Consider the following 18,883-nt stretch of genomic DNA (forward strand, 5'->3'; position numbering starts at 1 on the left):
GGAAGCCGCGAACGCGACCAAGCCGAAGAAGGGCAAGAAAGTCGCCGGGGCCGCCAAGACGGCCAAGATGGCGCAGCGCCTGCGCTCGCAGGCCTGGTTCGACAACCCGTCCAACGCCGACATGACGGCGCTCTACATCGAGCGCACCATGAACTTCGGCCTGTCGTTCGAGGAGCTGCAGTCGGGCCGGCCCATCATCGGCATCGCCCAGACCGGCTCGGACATCGCGCCCTGCAACCGCCACCACATCGTGCTGGCCGAGCGGGTGAAGGAAGGCATCCGCGATGCGGGCGGCATCGCCTTCGAGTTCCCGATCCACCCGATCCAGGAAACCTGCAAGCGCCCGACGGCCTCGCTGGACCGCAACCTGCAGTACCTCTCGCTGGTCGAGATCCTGTATGGCTACCCCATCGACGGCTGCGTGCTGACCACGGGCTGCGACAAGACCACACCGGCGCAGCTGATGGCCGCGGCCACGGTCGACATCCCGGCCATCGCGCTGAACTCGGGGCCCATGCTGAACGGCTGGTTCCAGGGCGAGCGCACGGGCTCGGGCACCATCGTCTGGAAGGCGCGCGAACTGATGGCCGCCGGCGAGATCGGCTATCCCGAATTCCTCAAGCTCGTGGCCTCCTCCGCACCGTCCACGGGCCACTGCAACACCATGGGCACGGCCTCGACCATGAACGCGCTGGCCGAGGCGCTGGGCATGACGCTGCCGGGCGCGGCCGCCATTCCCGCACCCTACCGCGACCGCCAGGAGATGGCCTACCTGACCGGCAAGCGCATCGTCGAGATGGTGCGCGAGGACTTGAAGCCCTCGGACATCATGACGCGCGCGGCCTTCGAGAACGCCATCGTCGTCAACTCGGCCATCGGTGGCTCGACCAACGCGCCCATCCACCTGAACGCCATTGCCAAGCACATCGGCGTCAAGCTCGACAACGACGACTGGGAGAAGCACGGCTACAAGGTGCCGCTGATCGTGAACCTGCAGCCGGCCGGCAAGTACCTGGCCGAGGACTACTACCGCGCGGGCGGCCTGCCTGCCGTGGTGGCCGAGCTGATCGCCAGGGACAAGATCCAGCCCGCCGTCACGGCCAACGGCAAGACGCTGGTCGAGAACTGCACGGGCAAGTTCAGCAGCGACCGCGACGTGATCCTGCCCTACGCCAAGCCGCTCAAGAAGGACGCCGGCTTCCTGAACTTCAAGGGCAACCTGTTCGACTCGGCCATCATGAAGACCAGCGTGATCACGCCGGAGTTCCGCCAGCGCTACCTGGAGAACGCGGCCGACCCCATGGCCTTCGAGGGCGAGGCCGTGGTGTTCGACGGTCCGGAGGACTACCACCACCGCATCGACGACCCCAAGCTCAAGATCACGGCGCAGAGCGTGCTCTTCATGCGCGGCGTGGGCCCCGTGGGCTACCCCGGCGCGGCCGAGGTCGTGAACATGCGCGCGCCGAGCTACCTGCTCAAGAAGGGCGTCACGGCCCTGCCCTGCATCGGCGACGGCCGCCAGTCGGGCACCTCGGGTTCGCCGTCCATCCTCAACGCCTCGCCCGAGGCCGCGACGGGCGGCAACCTGGCGCTGCTGCGCACCGGCGACCGCGTGCGCATCGACCTCAAGAAGCGGCGCGCCGACATGCTGGTACCCGACGACGAGCTGGCCCGGCGCCGTGCCGCACTCGATGCCCAGGGAGGCTACCAGTTCCCGCCCAGCCAGACCCCGTGGCAGGAGATCCAGCGCGCCGTGGTGGGCGAGCTCTCCGAGGGCATGGTGCTCAAGCCGGCCGTCAAGTACCAGAAGATCCACGCCACCTTCGGCGTGCCGCGCGACAACCACTGAACCGCCACGGCGCCGCGCCAGGCCGGGGGTGACCCCGGTCACAGCGCAGCCCCGGCGCCGTGCCCGCGGGCCGGTCCCGTGGCATGCTGGCCCGCTGCCCGTGCCGGAAGATGCCCCGGCCCGGTGCCAACAGGGAGAAGCCTATGAGGAAACCGACGACGTGCGCACTGCTGTGCGGCTTGCTGCTGGGTGCCAGCGCCCACGCCGCGCTGGTGCGCGTGGCCGATGCCGAGATCCGCGGCACCTGGCAATACGACTTCGACACCGGAACGGAGGTTCTCTTCGGCGGCGAAGACGTGCAGTGGCAGCAGATCAGCGCCACGGCCCGCGCGCTGACCGTCGGTTTCGGCGGCGGTGCGCTGCTGTATTCGTTCGGCAGCGTTGCCTTCGACGCCATCACCGAAAGCCAGCTCATGGCCTTGGCCTACACCGCCGACCCGATCGCGGGGCCTCCGGCGGCCGGCAGTCCCTTGCAGGTGGGCGATGTGTTCGGCGTGCGCACGACCGAGGGCAACTTCGTCAAGGCCCTGGTGACGGGCTACGACAACGGCCTGGCAGACCGCCCGTACTACGACATGCAGCTGCGCTACGCGCTGTACGACGGTGAGCCGGTTGTGGGCACCGTGCCGGAGCCGGGCAGCACCGCCTTGCTGGCCCTGGGCCTGGCCGGCCTGGCCTGGCAGGGCCGCCGGCGCAGCCAGCCCGGCGCACGCTGAAGCGCGCGTGCCGCCCGGCACGCCGCCACTGCAGACCACCGGCGGGGGCTCCCGCCCGCCCGCCCGCCGCGTCCACGCATGCCCCAGGGCGCGGGGGCACGCGCATCGCCCCGCCTGCGCCTTCGCCTTCGCCTTCGCCTTCGCCCCAGCATCCGTTCCGACATCCGGCCGCCACGCCGCTGCCACGGAACTGTCATGCCGCGCTTCTACGATCTGGCCGCGCGCACGCAGTGCCGCATCCACGACCACTACAACAGGCTCCTTGCGGGCCACCAGATCGATGTCCAACCTCCCAACGACTCCCGTCACGTCGCGCCGCCGCATGCTCCAGCTGCTGGCAGGCGCCCCCATGTTGCCGCTCGGAACCGGTGGCCTGCTCGCCACCACGCTGGCCGCGTGCGGCGGCGGCGACGATTCCGACCTGCGCTTCGCCTCCGCCACGTTCACCGGCATGGCCGCGCCCAGCGCGAGCAGCCCCGAGGCGCTGGCGACCACCACGGTGGGCTCCAGCCTGCAGGTGACCTATGGCAACGGCACCACCACCACCTACCAGCTGGCCTACCAGCCCTTCTTCCTGACCGGCCAGCAGGTCACGGGCACCAGCGGCGCGCAGGTCGTCGCGGGCGGCTACTACGACATCAACAACCAGCCCATCATCGACAGGAGCGTCGCGGGCAAGGAACGGCAGTTCTTCTCCGACTGCCCCGACGGCACCTCCCTGCTGACGGTGGCCGGCGCCGCGGCCGACACGGTGTTCGCCGTGGTGCAGTTCGAATACACGACGGCCGACCAGTCCGGTGCCAGCACCTACGGCACGCTGCCCTCGCCCATCGCCGTGCTGACGCTGAAGCAGGACGCCGCCAACGGCCACCTGAGCCTCGTGAAGTACCACAACGTGGACACCTCCAAGGTGCACGGCCTGTGGATCACCTGCGGCGCCAGCCTGTCGCCCTGGGGCACGCACCTGTCGAGCGAGGAGTACGAGCCCGACGCCTTCAACCAGGGCCTGGCCGGCCAGACGCTGGCCACGCTCAAGGCCTACAGCAAGAACGTCTACGGCAACGAGACCTCGGCCAAGGCCTACAACTACGGGCACCTGCCCGAAGTCACGGTCAACGCCGATGGCACGGCCTCGATCCGCAAGCACTTCTGCCTGGGCCGCATCTCGCACGAACTGATCCACGTGCTGCCCGACGGCCGCACTGCGCTGATGGGCGACGACGCCACCAACGGCGGCTTCTTCATGTTCGTGGCCGACAAGGCCAAGGACCTGTCGGCCGGCACCCTCTACGTGGCCAAGTACACGGAGAAGCTGACCGACACCACCACGGCGAAGATGCAGTGGATCAAGCTGGGCCACGCCACGAGCCAGGAGATCGAGAACCTGGTGAACGTGAGCAACATCCAGCCCACCGACATCATGGACTCGACGACGACCGATCCGGGCGACGCGAGCTACACCAAGATCGTGCTGAACAAGAAGACCGCCTGGGTGCGCCTGAAGGCCGGCCAGGAAAAGGCCGCCGCCTTCCTGGAGACGCACCGCTACGCTGCCCTGCTGGGCGGCAGCATGGCCTTCACCAAGATGGAAGGCACGACCGCCAACGCCAAGGACAAGGTCGCCTACTCGGCACTGGCCAACATCCAGGATTCGATGGTCGTGGGCGGTTCGGGCTATGTGGAAGCCAACAACGTGGCGTTCCCGAAGATCACCGCCGGCGGCGTGCTCGCGCACGACATGGCGGCCGGCCAGAAGGACAGCAAGGGCAACGCCATCGACAGCGAGTGGGTGCCGACGCAGTCGCGCCTGCTGCTGCGCGGCGAGGACATCGCCGCCGACAGCCTGGGCAACACCGCCAACCCGGCCAAGGTCGCGAGCCCGGACAACCTCAAGTTCTCCGAGAAGCTGCGCACGCTGCTCATCGGCGAGGACAGCGGCAACCACCTGAACAACTTCCTGTGGGCCTACAACGTCGACACGAAGAAGCTCGAGCGGCTCCTCTCGTGCCCGGCCGGTGCCGAATCGACCGGCCTGCACGCGGTGGACGAGATCAACGGCTGGACCTACATCATGAGCAACTTCCAGCACGCCGGCGACGAGTGGAACCGCTTCTCCGCGCTGGACGCCGGGCTCAAGTCGCAGGTCGACGCGATCATCAACGCCAGGTACGACAACAAGCACAGCGCAGCCGTGGGCTACCTGACCGCCACGCCGCTGCAGCCGCAACTGGGCAGTTGAGCCTTCGCCGGTCCCCCGGCCGGGGCACCGTGCAATTCCGTCGTCCGGAATTGGTGGCGTCAGCCTGGTCCGTATCCACGGAACAATGGCGGCACCACTGCAACGGACGACCACCATGTACCGCACCGATCTGCTCCAGGGCCAGCGCATCCTCGTGACCGGCGGGGGCTCGGGCCTGGGCGCCGAGATGGCCGCCCGCTTCGCCGGCCTGGGCGCCGCGCTGCTGCTGTGCGGCCGACGGCTCGAGATGCTGGAGGCCACCGCGCAGCGCCTGCGCGCAGAGTCCGGTGCCAGCGTGACCGTGCTGGCCTGCGACATCCGCCAGCCCGAATCGGTCGAAGCCATGCTGGACACCGCCTGGCGCGACGGGCCCGTCGATGCCCTCGTCAACAACGCGGCCGCCACCTTCATCGCGCAGACGCACAGGATGTCCACGCGCGCGATCGACGCCATCCTCGCCACCACGCTGCACGGCACGCTGTACTGCACGCATGGCATGGGCCGGCGCTGGATCGATGCCGGGCGCGGCGGCAGCGTGTTGAGCATCCTGTCGACCTCGGTGCGCACCGGCCGGGCGTTCACGGTGCCGTCTGCCATCGCCAAGTCGGGCGTGCTGGCGATGACGCGCAGCCTCGCGGCCGAATGGGGCGGGCGCGGCATCCGCCTCGTGGCCATCGAGCCGGGCCCCTTCCCCACCGCCGGCGCCACGCGGCAACTGCTGCCGCAGGCCCGTGCCGCCGGCCGCACGGCCGCGCTGCGCAATCCGCTCGGCCGCACCGGCCAGCCGGAGGAACTGGCCAACCTGGCCGCCTACCTGCTGTCGGCGCAAGCGGCCTACATCAACGGCGAATCCATCGCCATCGACGGCGGCGCCCACCTGCGCACCTCGGGCGCGGAAGACCTCTGCGAGTGGAGCGACGCCGACTGGGACGCCCACCGCGCCCAGCGCAGCTGACCGGACACACCAACCTCAGGAGACAAGACATGGAATTCGAGCTCAAGGAAGAGTGGCGCATGCTCAAGGACCTCGTGGCCCGCTTCGTACGCGAGGAGCTGGTTCCGCTGGAGCCTGCGCTGCTGCAGCGCGAGGCCGAGGGCGGCAGCATCGGGCTGTCGGAGGAAGAAGGCGCGCGCATCGACCGGCGATCGCGCGAGCTCGGCCTGTGGGGCCTGGACGCGCCGCAGGAGATCGGCGGGTCGGACCTGCCCATGGCCGCGATGGTCGGCGTCAACGAGGAGATGGGGCACAGCATCGTGCCGTACTACCTGCCGCCGGACACGCCCAACCTGCGCCTGCTCATGCTGACGGCCACGCCCGAGCAGAAGAAGCGCTACCTGGAACCCTATGTGCGCGGCGAGACGAAGTCGGCCATCGTGATCTCCGAGCCCGGTGCCGGCGGCGACCCCTCGGGCCTGTCCACCCGCGCCGTGCGCGACGGCGACCATTGGGTCATCAACGGCCGCAAGATCTGGATCTCCAACCTGGAGCGCGCCGACTTCGGCATCGTGATGGCCCGCACCTCGGGCTCGCCGGGCTCGCGCGGCGGCATCTCGGCCTTCATCGTGGACAAGGGCACGCCGGGTTTCATCCCGGCGCGCAAGATCCCGATGATCGGCGGCAGCGCCACCTGGGAGGTGCTGTTCGACGACTGCCGCATCCCCGCCGGCCAGTTGCTCGGCACGCTGGACCAGGGATTCGAGCCCATGCAGGCGCGGCTCGGCGCACGCCGCGTGCAGATGGCGGCCTGGGCCATCGGCAAGGCGCAGCGCGCGCTCGACATGCTGTGCACCTACGCGCCGCAGCGCAAGACCTTCGGGCTGCCGCTGTCCGAGCGCCAGGCGATCCAGTGGTGGATCGCCGATGCCGCCACGCGCATCCACGCCACCCGCCTCATGACCTACGAATGCGCCTGGCGCATCGACCGCGGCCTGGACGTGCGCACGCAGACCTCGATGGTGAAGGCCTATGCCACCGAGATGGCCTGGGAGGTCGTGGACCGCGCGATGCAGACCTTCGGCGCCATGGGCATGACCAAGGAGTTGCCGCTGCAGCAGATGGCCAACGCCGTACGCCTCATGCGCATCTACGAAGGCCCCACCGAGGTGCACCGCATGGTGGTGGCGCGCAACACGCTGGCGCGCTTCCGCTAGCGACGCCCCCCCGCGCGATGCACCGGCCCATGCAGCCGGGCACGCGCCCGCCCCACCGCAGGAGACAGACCATGCACATGAGACGACGCGCCCTGGTCGCGGCCGCCGCGGCCTTGCCGCTGGCACGGCTGCGCGCCGAAACCTGGCCCAGCCGGCAGATCACCATGCTCGTGCCCTCGACGGCGGGCGGCGTGGTCGACATCGCGGCCCGGCTGCTGCAGCCCGGCCTGTCGGCCGAGATCGGCCAGACTGTCGTGGTCGACAACCGGCCGGGCGGCGGCGGCCACATCGCCGCGCAGGCCGTCGCCCGCGCCGCGCCCGACGGCTACACCCAGCTGTATTCGGCCGGCAGCATCCTGATCTCGGGCGTGGTGCGCAACCTGCCCTACGCGCCCATGAGCGACCTGGTGCCGGCGTGCCGCGTGACCATGGGCGGCTTCCTGCTGCTGGTGCCGGCGCATTCGCCGTTCAGGACGCTGGCAGAGCTGATCGCCTTCGGCCGCGCCCATCCCGGCAAGCTCAGCTTCGGCTCCAGCAGCGTCGGCAACTCCACGCACATCGCGGGCGAAATGCTGAACCTGCTGGCCGGCGTGCAGGCCGTGCACGTGCCCTACCGCGGCAACGTGCAGTCGCTGACCGACCTGGCGGGCGGGCGCATCGACTTCGCGTTCGACAGCCGCGCGCCGTCGGCCGTGTTCCTGCGCGCCGGCCAGGTGCGGCCCATCGCCGTCACCAACACCGAGCGCCAGGCCGACCATCCGGACCTGCCGGCCATCGCCGAGCAGGCGCCCGGCTACGGCATCGAGGGCTGGACCGGGCTGTTCGTGCCCAGCCGCACCCCGCCCGAGACCGTGCACCGCCTCGGCGAGGCCGCGCAGCGCGCGGTGTCCGACCCTGCGGTGGTGCAGCGTTTCGTCACGACCGGCGGCGCGCCGCCGGCCTTCCTGGGGCCGGCCGACGCACTGGCCTACATGCGGCTGGACCACGAGCGCACGGCCCGCGTGGTCAGGCAGGCCAACATCACGGCCGGCTGAACGCCATGGCAACGCCGCCCTCCGCACCCCTCGCCGGCCTGCAGGTGCTGGACCTGGGCCAGATCTACCAGGGCCCCTACTGCGGCTTCCTGCTGGCCATGGCCGGCGCCACCGTGGTCAAGGTCGAGCCGCCCGGCGGCGAAGCCGGCCGCGCGCGCCGCGCCGCCACCTTGCCGCTGGCCATGCTCAACGGCAACAAGCGCGGCATCGCGCTGAACTTCAAGCACCCCGAGGGACGCCGCCTGTTCCTGGAACTCGTGCAGCGGTTCGACGTGGTGCTGGAGAACTATGCCCCCGGCGTGATGGACCGCCTGGGCATCGGCGCCGATGTGCTGCGCGCCGCCAACCCGCGCCTGGTCTACGCCAGTGCATCGGGCTACGGCACCTGGGGCCCCGACCGCGACCGGCTGGCCATGGACCTCACGATCCAGGCCACCAGCGGCGCGATGGAAGTCACGGGCTGGCCCGACCGTCCGCCCGTGAAGGCCGGCCCGGCCTTCGCCGACTTCCTGGGTGGCACGCACCTGTATGCGGCCATCATGACGGCGCTGTACGAGCGCGAGCGCACCGGCACCGGCCGCCGCGTGGAGATCGCGATGCAGGATGCGATGTACCCGCCCATGGCCTCCAACCTCACGGTGTTCTTCGAGAACCCGCAGGCGCAGCCGCGCACCGCGAACCGCCACGGCGGCTTGGGCCTGGCGCCCTACAACGCCTACCGCGCGGCCGACGGCCACGTGACCATCATGTGCGTGACGCCGGGGCACTGGGGCCAGCTGGTGCAGGCCATGGGCCGGCCCGAACTGGCGGGCGACCCGCGCTATGCCGACCACGCCACGCGCGCCGCCATCATGGAAGAGGTCGATGCGCTGGTGGAAGCCTGGACGCAGCAGCACACCAAGGCCGAACTGCAGGCGCTGGCGCAGGCCCACCACTTCCCGTGCGCCCCGGTGCGCGGCCTGGCCGAGGTCGTGGCCGATCCGCACCTGCATGCGCGCGGCATGCTGCAGCGCACCCACCACCCGGAACTGGGCGACGTGGTGCTGCACAACAGCCCGCTGCGGTTCGACGGCTTCGACCCGCTGGCCCTGGTGCGGGAACCGCGGCTGGGAGAACACACGGGCGAGGTGCTGGCCGAATACCTCGGCATCGACGCGGCCGAGCTGGAGCGGCTGGCCCGGCTGGGCGCGGTCACGGTCGCAGCGGCCTGAGCGGCGCGGCGCGCCCGGCGTTCAAGCCATCGCGCGCCGGATGCGCCCCGCCGTCTGCAGCAGCAGTTCGCCGTAGCGGCGCTGCGCCGCCGGTGCCTGGTCCTCGGCCGGCGCCCGGTAGCTGATGTTCAACGCGTGCAGCGGATGGCCCGGCAGCTCCAGCGGCGCCGCCACCGCCATCACGCCGCTGCGGTGGTCGTGGCCGCAGAAGCCGTCGCGCCGGATCGCGGCGAGCGCGCCGGAGATCTCGCGGCGGGTGCCGGCCCAGCGTTCTGCGTAGCGCTCGGCCAGCACCGCCAGCATGCGCTGGCGCGCGGCCGGCGCCAGGCCGCCCAGCCAGGCCCGGCCCAGCGCCGTCTCGGCCATGGGCAGCCGCGTGCCGGTGATGATGTGGCGAAAGATGCCGAGCTGGCTCTTGCGCACCGAGTCCAGGTAGACCATGTCGCAGTCGTCGGCCAGGGCCAGCCCGACGTTGATGCGCTGGCCCTCCGAAACCTCGCGCATGAAGGGCAGCGCCGCCTGCAGAACGGCGGAGCCGCTGCGCACCGCCAGTCCCAGGCCCAGGAACGGCGCCCCGAGCCGGTACAGGCCGGTGCCCGCCTCGTGCTCCAGGAAGCCGGCCGAGACCAAGGTGCCCGCCAGCCGGCTCACGCTGGCACGCGGAAAGCCGGTGCGTTCGGCCAGCTCGGCATTGCTGAGCGAGGTGATGCCCGGCCGGAACGCGCGCAGCAGCTGCAGGCCCCGCTCGAGCGACTGCACGCCCGGCGTGTCGCGCACGAACACGCCAGACTCGCGCGTGCGCTGGCGCGACGAAGGGGCGGCGGTCTTGGGCGCGGCGTTCGGCATGCGGTCGATGATACGAACGGCACGTCGCCGCTTTGGCACCAGGCGCGCAGGACCTGCCGTTCGACCTGGCCGACGCCTCCATCGCCGAGGCGGCGGCGCGGCTGAAGCTGCGGCACCTGCTGTCCATCGACGCCGACTTCGACGTGTACCGCGACCGCGCCGGCCGGCCGCTCGTGAACCTGCTGCGGCGCTGAATCTTTGCCCCACGTAAACTGCCGCGCCATCCGGCCGGCATCGCCGTCGGCCCCATCCATCCGACGAGGAACCCACATGCGCAAGACCCACTCCGCGGCGCTGGCCACAGGCGCCCTGCTCCTGGCCCTGGCCCTGGCCTCCACCACCGCCCATGCCGGCAAGACCCTGGACGCCGTCAAGGCCCGCGGAACCGTCAAGTGCGGCGTCACCAACGGCGTGGCTGGCTTCTCGGCGCCCGACACCCAGGGCAACTGGTCGGGCCTGGACGTGGACACCTGCCGCGCGATCGCCGCCGCCGTGCTGGGCGACCCCAAGAAAGCCGAGTTCGTGCCGCTGAACTCGCAGCAGCGCTTTGCCGCGCTGCAGGCCGGCGAGGTCGACATCCTCACGCGCAACACCACCTGGAACCTCACGCGCGATGCCTCGCTGGGCCTGAACTTCACCACCATCAACTACTACGATGGCCAGGGCTTCCTGGTGCCCAAGAAGATCAAGGTGACGAGCGCCAAGCAGCTCAAGGGCGCCACCATCTGCACCCAGGCCGGCACCACCAACGAGAAGAACGTGGCCGAGTGGTCCAAGGCCCAGGGCATCCCGGTCAAGACCGTGGTGTTCGAAAGCTTCGAGGCCTCGTTCAAGGCCTTCTTCTCGGGCCGCTGCCAGGCCTTCACGACCGACACCTCGGCGCTGGCGGGCCTGCGCAACAAGGAAGCGCCGAACCCCGACGACTACCTCATCCTGCCCGAGCTGATCTCCAAGGAGCCGCTGGCGCCGGCCGTCAAGCGCGGCGACGACGAATGGTTCGCCATCGTCAAGTGGGTGCCCAATGCGCTGATCGAGGCGGAGGAACTCGGCATCGCGCAGGCCAACATCGACCAGCTGCGCGGCAGCAGCAAGGACCCCGCGCAGCAGCGCCTGCTGGGCACGGGCGACGACCTCGGCAAGTTGCTGGGGCTGGACAAGGACTGGTCCTACAACGCCATCAAGGCGGTGGGCAACCACGGCGAGATGTTCGAGCGCAACGTCGGACCCAAGTCGGCGCTGGCGCTGCCGCGCGGCAGCAACAACCTGTGGAACAAGGGCGGCCTGCTGTACGCCATGCCGGTGCGGTGAGCGGCACTGCGCGCGTGCCCGCGGCGCTGTGGGCGCTGCTGGCGTTCGCGGCGACAACCGGCGCACTCTGGCTGTTGCGTGAAGTCCCCGGCATCAGCGGCCTGTGGACCTGGCTGGCCGCCCAGTTCGGCTTCCTGCAGCAGCCGGCCGGCTTCGGCATCGCCGAGGGCTGGCTGGCCTTCGACTCGGGCGACAGCTACGCGCGCGCCTTCGCGGCCGGCCTCGTCAACACCGTGCGCGCAGCCGTGCCGGCCGCCGTGCTGGCCGTGGTGCTGGGCACGCTGCTGGGCGTCGGCCGACTGGCCTCGCACCTGCTGGTGCGCGCGCTGTGCACGGCGTATGTGGAAGCGCTGCGCAACGTGCCGCTGCTGGTGCAGCTCCTGATGCTGTACTTCGCGCTCACGCACCTGCTGCCCGACTCGACCGAGCCCGTGCAGCTGCTGCCGGGCTGGTGGCTCAGCAAGGGCGGCCTGTCGCTGCCCTGGCCCGTGCGCGAGGACGGCGCGTTCTGGCCCAGCCGGCTCGACTGGCCCGAACCCACCGCCTTCAACGTGATCGGCGGCGCGGCGCTGAGCCCCGAGTACCTCACCATCGTGCTGGGCCTGTCGCTCTACACCGCGGCCTTCGTGGCCGAGATCGTGCGCGCGGGCATCGGCTCGGTGGCGGTGGGCCAGAAGCTCGCCGCCCAGGCGCTGGGCATGCAGCCGGGCCAGCAGCTGCGCCTGGTGGTGCTGCCGCAGGCGCTGCGCGTGATCGTGCCGGCGCTGACCAACCAACTGCTGAGCCTGACCAAGAACTCCTCGCTCGCGGTGGCCGTGGGCTACCCGGAACTCGTGTCCGTGGCCAACACCTCGCTGAACTCCACGGGTCGGGCCTTCGAATGCATCGCCATCGTGATGGCCGTGTACCTCGCGCTGTCGCTGCTGATCTCGGCCGCGATGAATGTCTACAACGCGCGCGTCGCGCTGCGGGGCTGGCAATGAGGCCCGGCATGGCCAACGGCTCCGCCTGGCGCGGCGAGCTGTTCGGCTCGCCGGCGCGTGCGCTGGTCACGGCCGTGCTGCTCGCGCTGCTGGCCTGGGCCGGCTGGCATGCCCTGGACTGGGCGCTGCTGCACGCGGTGTTCCGCCCCGATGCCGCGGCCTGCCGCGCGCTGGAACACGGCGCCTGCTGGGGCGTGGTGGCCGAGAAATGGCGGCCGCTGCTGTTCGGCCGCTACCCCTATGAGGAACAGTGGCGCCCGGCCGTGGCCATGGTGCTGCTGTCGGCCACCACGCTGCTGTCGGCCTGGCCGCGCAGCTGGCGCTGGTGGCTGGCGCCGCTGTGGCTGGCGGTGCTGGCGCTGACCGTGCTGCTCATGGGCGGCGGCGCGCTGGGCCTGGCCAGCGTGCCCAGCAACCGCTGGGGCGGGCTGCCGCTGACCATCGGACTGGCCGTGGTCGGGCTGGCGCTGGCCTTCCCGCTCGCGCTGGGGCTGGCGCTGGCGCGGCGCTCGTCCTGGCTGCCGGCGCGTGCGCTGTCGGCCGGCACCATCGAGCTGGTGCGCGGCGTGCCGCTGATCTCGGTGCTGTTCATGGCCTCCTACCTGTTGCCGCTGCTGTGGCCGGCCGGCTGGCGGCCCGACGTGCTGCTGCGCGTGCTGGCCGGGCTGGCGCTGTTCGTGGCGGCCTACCTGGCCGAGATCATCCGCGGCGGCCTGCAGGCCGTGCCCAGCGGCCAAGTCGACGCCGCCATGGCCATGGGCTTTTCACGCTGGCAGGTGCAGCGCCACATCGTGCTGCCGCAGGCGCTGCGCATGGTGGTGCCCGCCCTGACCAACAACGCCGTGGGCACGCTCAAGGACACCTCGCTGGTCACCGTGGTCGGCCTGTTCGAGCTGACCGGCGCGCTGGGCCTGGCGCTGGGCGGCGACCCGGTCTGGCGGCCGTTCTACCTGGAGGGCTACCTGTTCATCGCGCTGGTGTACTGGTGCATGTGCTTCGGGCTGTCGCGCTACAGCGCCTGGCTGGAGCGGCGGCTGGCGACGGATCACGCCAAGAGCTTGTAGAGGTAGGAGCGCGAGATGCCGAGCTGCTCGGCCGCGCGCTTCTTGTTCCCGCCGCACGCGGCCAGCGTCTGCAGCGCGGCCGTGCGCTCGTGGTCCTTGAGCCGTGCGGGCGCTTCCCGTGGCGTGGCCACAGCCGCCTGTGGCACCGCGCCCCGGTCGAAGGCCTCCAGGCTGAGCCGCTCCAGCGGCGAGAACACCAGTGCCTCCTCGATGCGGTGGCGCAGCTGGCGCAGGTTGCCGGGCCAGGGTTGCTCCGCGAGCCAGGCCGCCACGCCGGCATCGATGCGCGGCACGGGCCGGCCGTTGCGCTGGCAGAACTGCAGAACGAAATGCCCGAGCAGCGCGGGGATGTCCTCCAGCCGCTCGCGCAGCGGCGGCACCTGCAGCCGCACGCCGCTGATGCGGTAGAACAGGTCGTGGCGGAAGGCGCCGCTGGCCATCAGCGCGCCGATGTCGCGGTGCGTGGCCGACACCAGCCGAAAGCTCAGCGGTTTGGCCGCGTGGCTGCCCAGCCGCTCGGCCACGCGCTCTTCGAGCACGCGCAGCAGCTTGATCTGCACGTCCAGCGGGATGTCGCCCACCTCGTCGAGGAACAGCGTGCCCCCGTTGGCCATCTCGAACTTGCCGGGCCGGCCCTGCTTGGCGCTGCCCGTGAAGGCGCCGGCCGCGTGGCCGAACAGCTCGGACTCGACCAGGCTGTCGGGCACGGCCGCGAGGTTCAGGCTCACCAGGGCCTGGCCGGGCCGGCCCAGCGCATGGATGGCGCGCACCACGAGCTCCTTGCCGGTGCCGCTCTCGCCCAGCACGAGCACAGGCACGTCAAGCCGCGCCACGGCCGCCACCTCGGCGCGCAGCCGCTGCATGGCCTGGCTGTCGCCCACGAGTTCGGCCACGGCACCGCGTGTCTCGCGCAGGCCGTCGAGCTCGCGGCGGTAGAACTCCAGCTGCGTGCGCAGCTGCTGCATCTCGGCCGCCATCTGGGCCACGGCCTCGGTGTCGCGGAACATGACCTGGCCCACGGCGCCGATGACCTGGCCATTGCGCCGCACGGGCCGGCGGTTGACCACGCGCGTGACGGCGTTGCCGAAGGCCAGCGGCTGGCCGATCTCGGCCTTGCCCGACTCGACCACCGCGCGCAGCCGCGAATTGCGGATCACCTGCTCCACGGGCTTGCCGGCGCCGCCGCCCGGCGGCAGGCCCAGGAACTTCTCGTGCACGGGGCTCACGTAGCGCATGGTACCGGTGTGGTCGGCCACCGTGATGCCCTGGTAGGGGTCGCTGAGGATCTGCTCGAAGATGTCGAAGGCGAAGGGCACGGCCGCGATGAAATCGAGCAGCGTGGTGCCGCTGTCGGCCGGGCGGACCAGGACGATCTCCAGCCCGTCCGCACGCAAGGCGGTGGCGATGCCGGGCCCCGTGGGCAGCGGCAACTCGAACAGCGTGCGGTCGCCGGCCTCTGCCAACGCCGCCGCCAGGGCCCGCTGCACGGCTGCGCCGGCCGCCAGGCCCAGCGCGGCCACCACGGCACCCTGGCGCTGCACGAACACGCCCAGGGACGCGCCGGAAATCTGTTCTTCAGGCATACACAAGAAACACACGGAGGACAGCCCACTGTAGCCAGGGAAGACACTTGGGGCAGGAACACCGGCGACAGCACGGCCTGGACGCCTGGCACGGTCGCTGCAATGCTGAAGGCATGACTAGCACTCACCCCGCCTCCCCGTCTGCGCCCGACGCGATCAGCTACTTCGGCATCGAGGTCCCCTTCATGCAGCACATCGGCCTGCGCCCGCTGCGCATGGACAACGACAGCTGCCACACCCTGTTGGCGATGCGGCCCGACCTCGTCAACAGCCGCGGAGACATCCACGGCGGCACGCTCATGAGCGCGTTCGACTTCACGCTGAGCGGCGCCGCGCGCGCCCACGACCCGCAGCGCCTGGGCGTCATCACGGTCGACATGACCACCCATTTCTACGAACCGGCGCGCACCGACCTCACCGTGATCGGCCGCTGCACGCGGCGCGGCAAGTCGCTGGCCTTCTGCGAGGGCGAGATCGTCGACGCGGCCGGCACCGTGGTGGCCGTCGCGCGCGCGGTCTTCAAGCTGGTGGCGCGGCAACCCGCCTGACCGCCCCGCCCCGATACCACAACGACACAGGAGACTCCATGAACAAGCTGCTCATCGCCAACCGCGGCGAGATCGCACTGCGCGTGCAGCGCGCTGCGCGCGACCTCGGCATCGCCACCGTGGCCGTGTACTCGCAAGACGACGCCGCCTCGCGCCACCGCCTGCTGGCCGATGAGGCCCATGCGCTGGCCGGCAGCGGCCCGGCGGCCTACATCGACATCGCCGCCATGCTGGCCGCCGCGCAGGCCACGGGCTGCGACGCCGTGCACCCGGGCTATGGCTTCCTGAGCGAGCGCGCCGACTTCGCCCAGGCCTGCGCGGACGCCGGCATCCGCTTCGTCGGCCCCACGGTGGAGCAGCTCGCGCTGTTCGGCGACAAGGGCCGCGCGCTCGCGCTGGCGCGCAGCTGCGAGGTGCCCGTGATGCCGGCCACGGCCGGCGCCGCGACGTTGGAGGAGATCACGCGCTTCTTCGACGACCAGGGCGGCGCCGGCATCGTCATCAAGGCCGTGGGCGGCGGCGGCGGGCGCGGCATGCGCGTGGTGAACCGCCGCGACGACCTGGCGCAGGCCTATGCGCGCTGCCGCTCCGAGGCCGCCACGGCCTTCGGCGTGGACGCGCTGTACGCCGAGCGCCTGGTGGCCCGTGCACGCCACATCGAGGTGCAGATCGCCGGCGACGGCGAACACGTGGTGGCACTCGGCGAGCGCGACTGCACGCTGCAGCGCCGCTTCCAGAAGCTCGTGGAGATCGCGCCCAGCCCGGTACTCGACGCCGCGCTGCGCGAGCGCATCACCAGTGCGGCCAAAGTGCTCGCGCGGCGCGTGCAGTACCAGAGCCTCGGCACCTTCGAATTCCTGGTCGAGGAGAACGCGGCTGGCCAGCAGGCCGGCTTCGTCTTCATCGAGGCCAACCCGCGCCTGCAGGTCGAGCACACCGTCACCGAGCAGGTGACGGGCGTGGACCTGGTCGCGCTGCAGCTGGGCCTGGCCGCCGGCCGCAGCCTGCGCGCGCTGGGCCTGGACCCGGCCGCGCCGCCCGTGCCGCGCGGTTTCGCGATCCAGGTGCGCGTGAACGCCGAGGCCAGCGATGCGCAGGGCCAGGCCCGGCCCGCGCACGGCCGGCTCGAGCGCTTCGAGCTGCCGGCCGGCCCGGATGTGCGCGTGGACACCCACGGCGCCACCGGCTATGCACCGCCGCCCGCCTTCGACACGCTGTTGGCCAAGCTCATCGTGACCAGCCAGAGCAGCCACTTCGCCGACGCGGTGCGGCGGCTGCAGCGCAGCCTGGCGGAGTTCCGCATCGCCGGCATCGCGACCAACCTGGACCTGCTGCGCGCACTGGTGGCGCGGCCGGACTTCGCCACGCAGGACGTCCACACGCGCCACTTCGAGGCCATCGCGCCCGAGCTGCTGGCTGCAGCCGCCGCCATCGCCGAAGCACAGCAGGCGCGCGATGCGGCATCGGGCCTGGCCCAGGCCGCCACGCCCGTGGCCGTGGCGCCCGCCGAACAGGCTGCACCCGCCGGCCTGCTTGCCGTGCGCGCGCCGCTGAGCGGCCGCGTGGTCGAGCTGTCGGTGGCCGTGGGTGCGCTGGTGCAACCCGGCCAGACCGTGGCCGTGCTGGACGCCATGAAGATGGAGCACAGCGTCACCGCCACGGCGGGCGGCCGCGTGCTGGCCGTGCAGCTGGAGACCGGCGCGCAGGCGGCCGAAGGGCAGATCCTCGTGCTGCTGGAGCCCGTGGCATCGGACGCCACCGCGGCCCAGGCCACCGAGGCGCTCGACCCGCACGCCATCCGCCCCGACCTGCAGCGCGTGCTCGACCGCCACGCCCCGCTCTACGACGCGGCCCGCCCCGAGGCCGTCGCCCGCCGGCGCGCGCGCGGCCAGCGCACGGCACGCGAGAACGTGGCCGACCTCGTCGATGCCGACAGCTTCGTGGAGTACGGCGCGCTCGCGCTGGCCGCCCAGGCCAGCCGCCGCAGCCAGGCCGACCTGATCGCCAACACGCCGGCCGACGGCCTCATCACCGGCATCGGCAGCATCAACGGCGCGCTCGTCGCCAAGGAACGCGCGCAGAGCGCCGTGATGGCGTACGACGCCACCGTGCTGGCCGGCACGCAGGGCAAGCGCAACCACATCAAGACCGACCGCCTGGTGGAGGTGGCGCTGCGCGACGAACTGCCGCTGGTGCTGCTGGCCGAAGGCGGCGGCGGGCGACCCGGCGACGTGGACTTTCCCTCGGTCTCGGGCCTGTACCAGCCCTCCTTCGCGGCCTTCGCCGACCTGTCCGGCCAGGTGCCCGTGGTGGGCGTGGTGTCGGGCCGCTGCTTCGCGGGCAATGCCGCCTTCCTGGGCTGCTGCGACGTGATCATCGCGGACCGCTCGGCCAACATCGGCATGGCCGGCCCGGCCATGATCGAAGGCGGCGGCCTGGGCATCTACAAGCCCGAGGACGTGGGGCCGGCCCACGTGCAGTTCGCCAACGGCGTGATCGACGTGCTGGTCGACAACGAGGGTGAGGCCGTGCAGGCGGCCAAGCACTACCTGTCGATGTTCCAGGGCCCGGTGGCGCAGTGGAGCGCGCCCGATGCGCTGCAGCTGCGCCAGGTGGTGCCCGAGAACCGCCTGCGCGTGTACGACACGCGCCGCGCCATCGAGGGCATCGCCGACACCGGCAGCGTGCTGATGCTGCGCGGCGGCTTCGGCCTGGGCATCCACACCGCGCTGGCGCGCGTGGAGGGCCGGCCCGTGGGCATCATGGCCAACAACCCGCACCACCTGGGCGGCGCCATCGATGCGGACGCGGCCGACAAGGCGGCCCGCTTCATGCAGCTGTGCGATGCGCACGGCCTGCCCATCGTCTCGCTGATCGACACGCCCGGCTTCATGGTCGGCCCCGAGGTCGAAGCCAAGGCCCAGGTGCGCCATGTCTCGCGCATGTTCCTGGTCGCGGCCAAGCTGCGCGTCGCGCTGCTGGCCGTGACGCTGCGCAAGGGGTACGGCCTGGGCGCCATGGCCATGGCCGGTGGCGGTTTCCGCTCGGCCAGCTTCACGGTCTCCTGGCCCACGGGCGAGTTCGGCCCCATGGGGCTGGAAGGCGCGATCACGCTGGGCTTCAAGAAGGAGCTGGAGGCCGTGCCCGACGGCCCCGAGCGCCGCGCGCTGTACGACAGCCTGGTGGCCAAGGCCTACGAGCGCGGCCACGCGATTTCGACCGCCGCGGCGGTGGAGATCGACGCCGTGATCGACCCGGCGCACACGCGCCAGTGGATCGCCAAGGGCATCGCCTCGGCCGCGGTGCGCGGCAAGCGTGCGCGCCGCGGCTTCGTGGACGCGTGGTGAACGC

The 18,883-nt window shown here is 71.5% G+C and carries 15 protein-coding genes; 13 read left to right on the top strand and 2 right to left on the bottom strand.

Features of this window, described 5'->3' with window-relative positions; all coding sequences use genetic code 11:
- Positions 1 to 67 precede the first annotated feature (67 nt).
- The 7 genes from ASF44_RS23435 to ASF44_RS23465 all read left to right on the top strand — a co-directional run bounded on the left by ASF44_RS23435 (position 68) and on the right by ASF44_RS23465 (position 9,200).
- Positions 68 to 1,849: an IlvD/Edd family dehydratase gene (locus ASF44_RS23435; protein ID WP_056901771.1), complete on the top strand. Its 1,782-nt coding sequence runs from the start codon at positions 68 to 70 to the stop codon at positions 1,847 to 1,849.
- Between the two features lie 143 nt (positions 1,850 to 1,992).
- Positions 1,993 to 2,565 carry a PEP-CTERM sorting domain-containing protein gene (locus ASF44_RS32620; RefSeq protein WP_235579317.1) on the top strand — a complete coding sequence of 191 codons (573 nt, stop codon included), beginning with the start codon at positions 1,993 to 1,995 and terminating at the stop codon, positions 2,563 to 2,565.
- Between the two features lie 280 nt (positions 2,566 to 2,845).
- The gene (locus tag ASF44_RS23445) at positions 2,846 to 4,804 is read left to right on the top strand and encodes a PhoX family phosphatase (protein ID WP_056901664.1); all 1,959 of its coding nucleotides are present in this window, start codon (positions 2,846 to 2,848) and stop codon (positions 4,802 to 4,804) included.
- 115 nt (positions 4,805 to 4,919) lie between these two features.
- Positions 4,920 to 5,759 (top strand): SDR family oxidoreductase, encoded by an 840-nt coding sequence (locus ASF44_RS23450; RefSeq protein WP_056901665.1) that lies wholly within the window; start codon positions 4,920 to 4,922, stop codon positions 5,757 to 5,759.
- A 29-nt stretch (positions 5,760 to 5,788) separates the two neighbouring features.
- A complete protein-coding gene (locus tag ASF44_RS23455) occupies positions 5,789 to 6,955 on the top strand; it encodes an acyl-CoA dehydrogenase family protein (RefSeq protein WP_056901666.1) in 1,167 nt (388 codons plus the stop codon).
- Between the two features lie 71 nt (positions 6,956 to 7,026).
- Positions 7,027 to 7,989 carry a tripartite tricarboxylate transporter substrate binding protein gene (locus ASF44_RS23460; RefSeq protein ID WP_162243861.1) on the top strand — a complete coding sequence of 321 codons (963 nt, stop codon included), beginning with the start codon at positions 7,027 to 7,029 and terminating at the stop codon, positions 7,987 to 7,989.
- Between the two features lie 5 nt (positions 7,990 to 7,994).
- Positions 7,995 to 9,200: a CaiB/BaiF CoA-transferase family protein gene (locus tag ASF44_RS23465; protein ID WP_056901668.1), complete on the top strand. Its 1,206-nt coding sequence runs from the start codon at positions 7,995 to 7,997 to the stop codon at positions 9,198 to 9,200.
- A 21-nt stretch (positions 9,201 to 9,221) separates the two neighbouring features.
- Here the strand turns inward: ASF44_RS23465 and ASF44_RS23470 are convergent, their stop codons facing one another.
- Positions 9,222 to 10,046 carry an IclR family transcriptional regulator gene (locus ASF44_RS23470; protein WP_082524990.1) on the bottom strand — a complete coding sequence of 275 codons (825 nt, stop codon included), beginning with the start codon at positions 10,044 to 10,046 and terminating at the stop codon, positions 9,222 to 9,224.
- 32 nt (positions 10,047 to 10,078) lie between these two features.
- Here ASF44_RS23470 and ASF44_RS31275 point away from each other — a divergent pair, with 32 nt between their 5' ends.
- From ASF44_RS31275 to ASF44_RS23485, 4 genes are all read left to right on the top strand, one after another.
- The gene (locus ASF44_RS31275; RefSeq protein WP_235579318.1) at positions 10,079 to 10,240 is read left to right on the top strand and encodes a hypothetical protein; all 162 of its coding nucleotides are present in this window, start codon (positions 10,079 to 10,081) and stop codon (positions 10,238 to 10,240) included.
- Between the two features lie 76 nt (positions 10,241 to 10,316).
- Entirely contained in the window at positions 10,317 to 11,354 is a 1,038-nt protein-coding gene (locus ASF44_RS23475) for an amino acid ABC transporter substrate-binding protein (RefSeq protein WP_056901669.1), read from the top strand.
- Entirely contained in the window at positions 11,351 to 12,337 is a 987-nt protein-coding gene (locus ASF44_RS23480) for an ABC transporter permease subunit (RefSeq protein WP_056901670.1), read from the top strand. The genes ASF44_RS23475 and ASF44_RS23480 overlap by 4 nt, the downstream gene beginning before the upstream one ends.
- Before the next feature lie 8 nt (positions 12,338 to 12,345).
- Positions 12,346 to 13,401 (top strand): amino acid ABC transporter permease, encoded by a 1,056-nt coding sequence (locus ASF44_RS23485; RefSeq protein WP_235579319.1) that lies wholly within the window; start codon positions 12,346 to 12,348, stop codon positions 13,399 to 13,401.
- Here ASF44_RS23485 and ASF44_RS23490 read toward each other — a convergent pair.
- Positions 13,383 to 14,984, bottom strand: coding sequence for a sigma-54-dependent Fis family transcriptional regulator (locus tag ASF44_RS23490; RefSeq protein WP_056901672.1), 1,602 nt, complete (start codon positions 14,982 to 14,984; stop codon positions 13,383 to 13,385). The genes ASF44_RS23485 and ASF44_RS23490 overlap by 19 nt on opposite strands.
- Positions 14,985 to 15,097: 113 nt before the next feature.
- Between ASF44_RS23490 and ASF44_RS23495 the strand changes: the two genes are divergently transcribed.
- Together ASF44_RS23495 and ASF44_RS23500 are read left to right on the top strand one after the other, a co-directional pair.
- Positions 15,098 to 15,532 carry a PaaI family thioesterase gene (locus tag ASF44_RS23495; protein ID WP_056901673.1) on the top strand — a complete coding sequence of 145 codons (435 nt, stop codon included), beginning with the start codon at positions 15,098 to 15,100 and terminating at the stop codon, positions 15,530 to 15,532.
- Between the two features lie 38 nt (positions 15,533 to 15,570).
- Positions 15,571 to 18,879: a carboxyl transferase domain-containing protein gene (locus tag ASF44_RS23500; protein WP_056901674.1), complete on the top strand. Its 3,309-nt coding sequence runs from the start codon at positions 15,571 to 15,573 to the stop codon at positions 18,877 to 18,879.
- The last annotated feature ends 4 nt before the right edge of the window (positions 18,880 to 18,883 follow it).

The organism is Pseudorhodoferax sp. Leaf274 (assembly GCF_001422445.1).
GTDB lineage: Bacteria > Pseudomonadota > Gammaproteobacteria > Burkholderiales > Burkholderiaceae_C > Pseudorhodoferax.

What these genes read in the sequence shown, in the direction of transcription:
- ASF44_RS23495 (WP_056901673.1), top strand. Translation starts at nt 15,098, where the DNA reads ATGACTAGCACTCACCCCGCCTCCCCGTCTGCGCCCGACGCGATCAGC.
- ASF44_RS23445 (WP_056901664.1), top strand. Translation starts at nt 2,846, where the DNA reads ATGTCCAACCTCCCAACGACTCCCGTCACGTCGCGCCGCCGCATGCTC.
- ASF44_RS23490 (WP_056901672.1), bottom strand. Translation starts at nt 14,984, where the DNA reads ATGCCTGAAGAACAGATTTCCGGCGCGTCCCTGGGCGTGTTCGTGCAG.
- ASF44_RS23450 (WP_056901665.1), top strand. Translation starts at nt 4,920, where the DNA reads ATGTACCGCACCGATCTGCTCCAGGGCCAGCGCATCCTCGTGACCGGC.
- ASF44_RS23435 (WP_056901771.1), top strand. Translation starts at nt 68, where the DNA reads ATGGCGCAGCGCCTGCGCTCGCAGGCCTGGTTCGACAACCCGTCCAAC.
- ASF44_RS23465 (WP_056901668.1), top strand. Translation starts at nt 7,995, where the DNA reads ATGGCAACGCCGCCCTCCGCACCCCTCGCCGGCCTGCAGGTGCTGGAC.
- ASF44_RS23470 (WP_082524990.1), bottom strand. Translation starts at nt 10,046, where the DNA reads ATGCCGAACGCCGCGCCCAAGACCGCCGCCCCTTCGTCGCGCCAGCGC.
- ASF44_RS23475 (WP_056901669.1), top strand. Translation starts at nt 10,317, where the DNA reads ATGCGCAAGACCCACTCCGCGGCGCTGGCCACAGGCGCCCTGCTCCTG.
- ASF44_RS32620 (WP_235579317.1), top strand. Translation starts at nt 1,993, where the DNA reads ATGAGGAAACCGACGACGTGCGCACTGCTGTGCGGCTTGCTGCTGGGT.
- ASF44_RS23460 (WP_162243861.1), top strand. Translation starts at nt 7,027, where the DNA reads ATGCACATGAGACGACGCGCCCTGGTCGCGGCCGCCGCGGCCTTGCCG.
- ASF44_RS23500 (WP_056901674.1), top strand. Translation starts at nt 15,571, where the DNA reads ATGAACAAGCTGCTCATCGCCAACCGCGGCGAGATCGCACTGCGCGTG.
- ASF44_RS23455 (WP_056901666.1), top strand. Translation starts at nt 5,789, where the DNA reads ATGGAATTCGAGCTCAAGGAAGAGTGGCGCATGCTCAAGGACCTCGTG.
- ASF44_RS23485 (WP_235579319.1), top strand. Translation starts at nt 12,346, where the DNA reads ATGGCCAACGGCTCCGCCTGGCGCGGCGAGCTGTTCGGCTCGCCGGCG.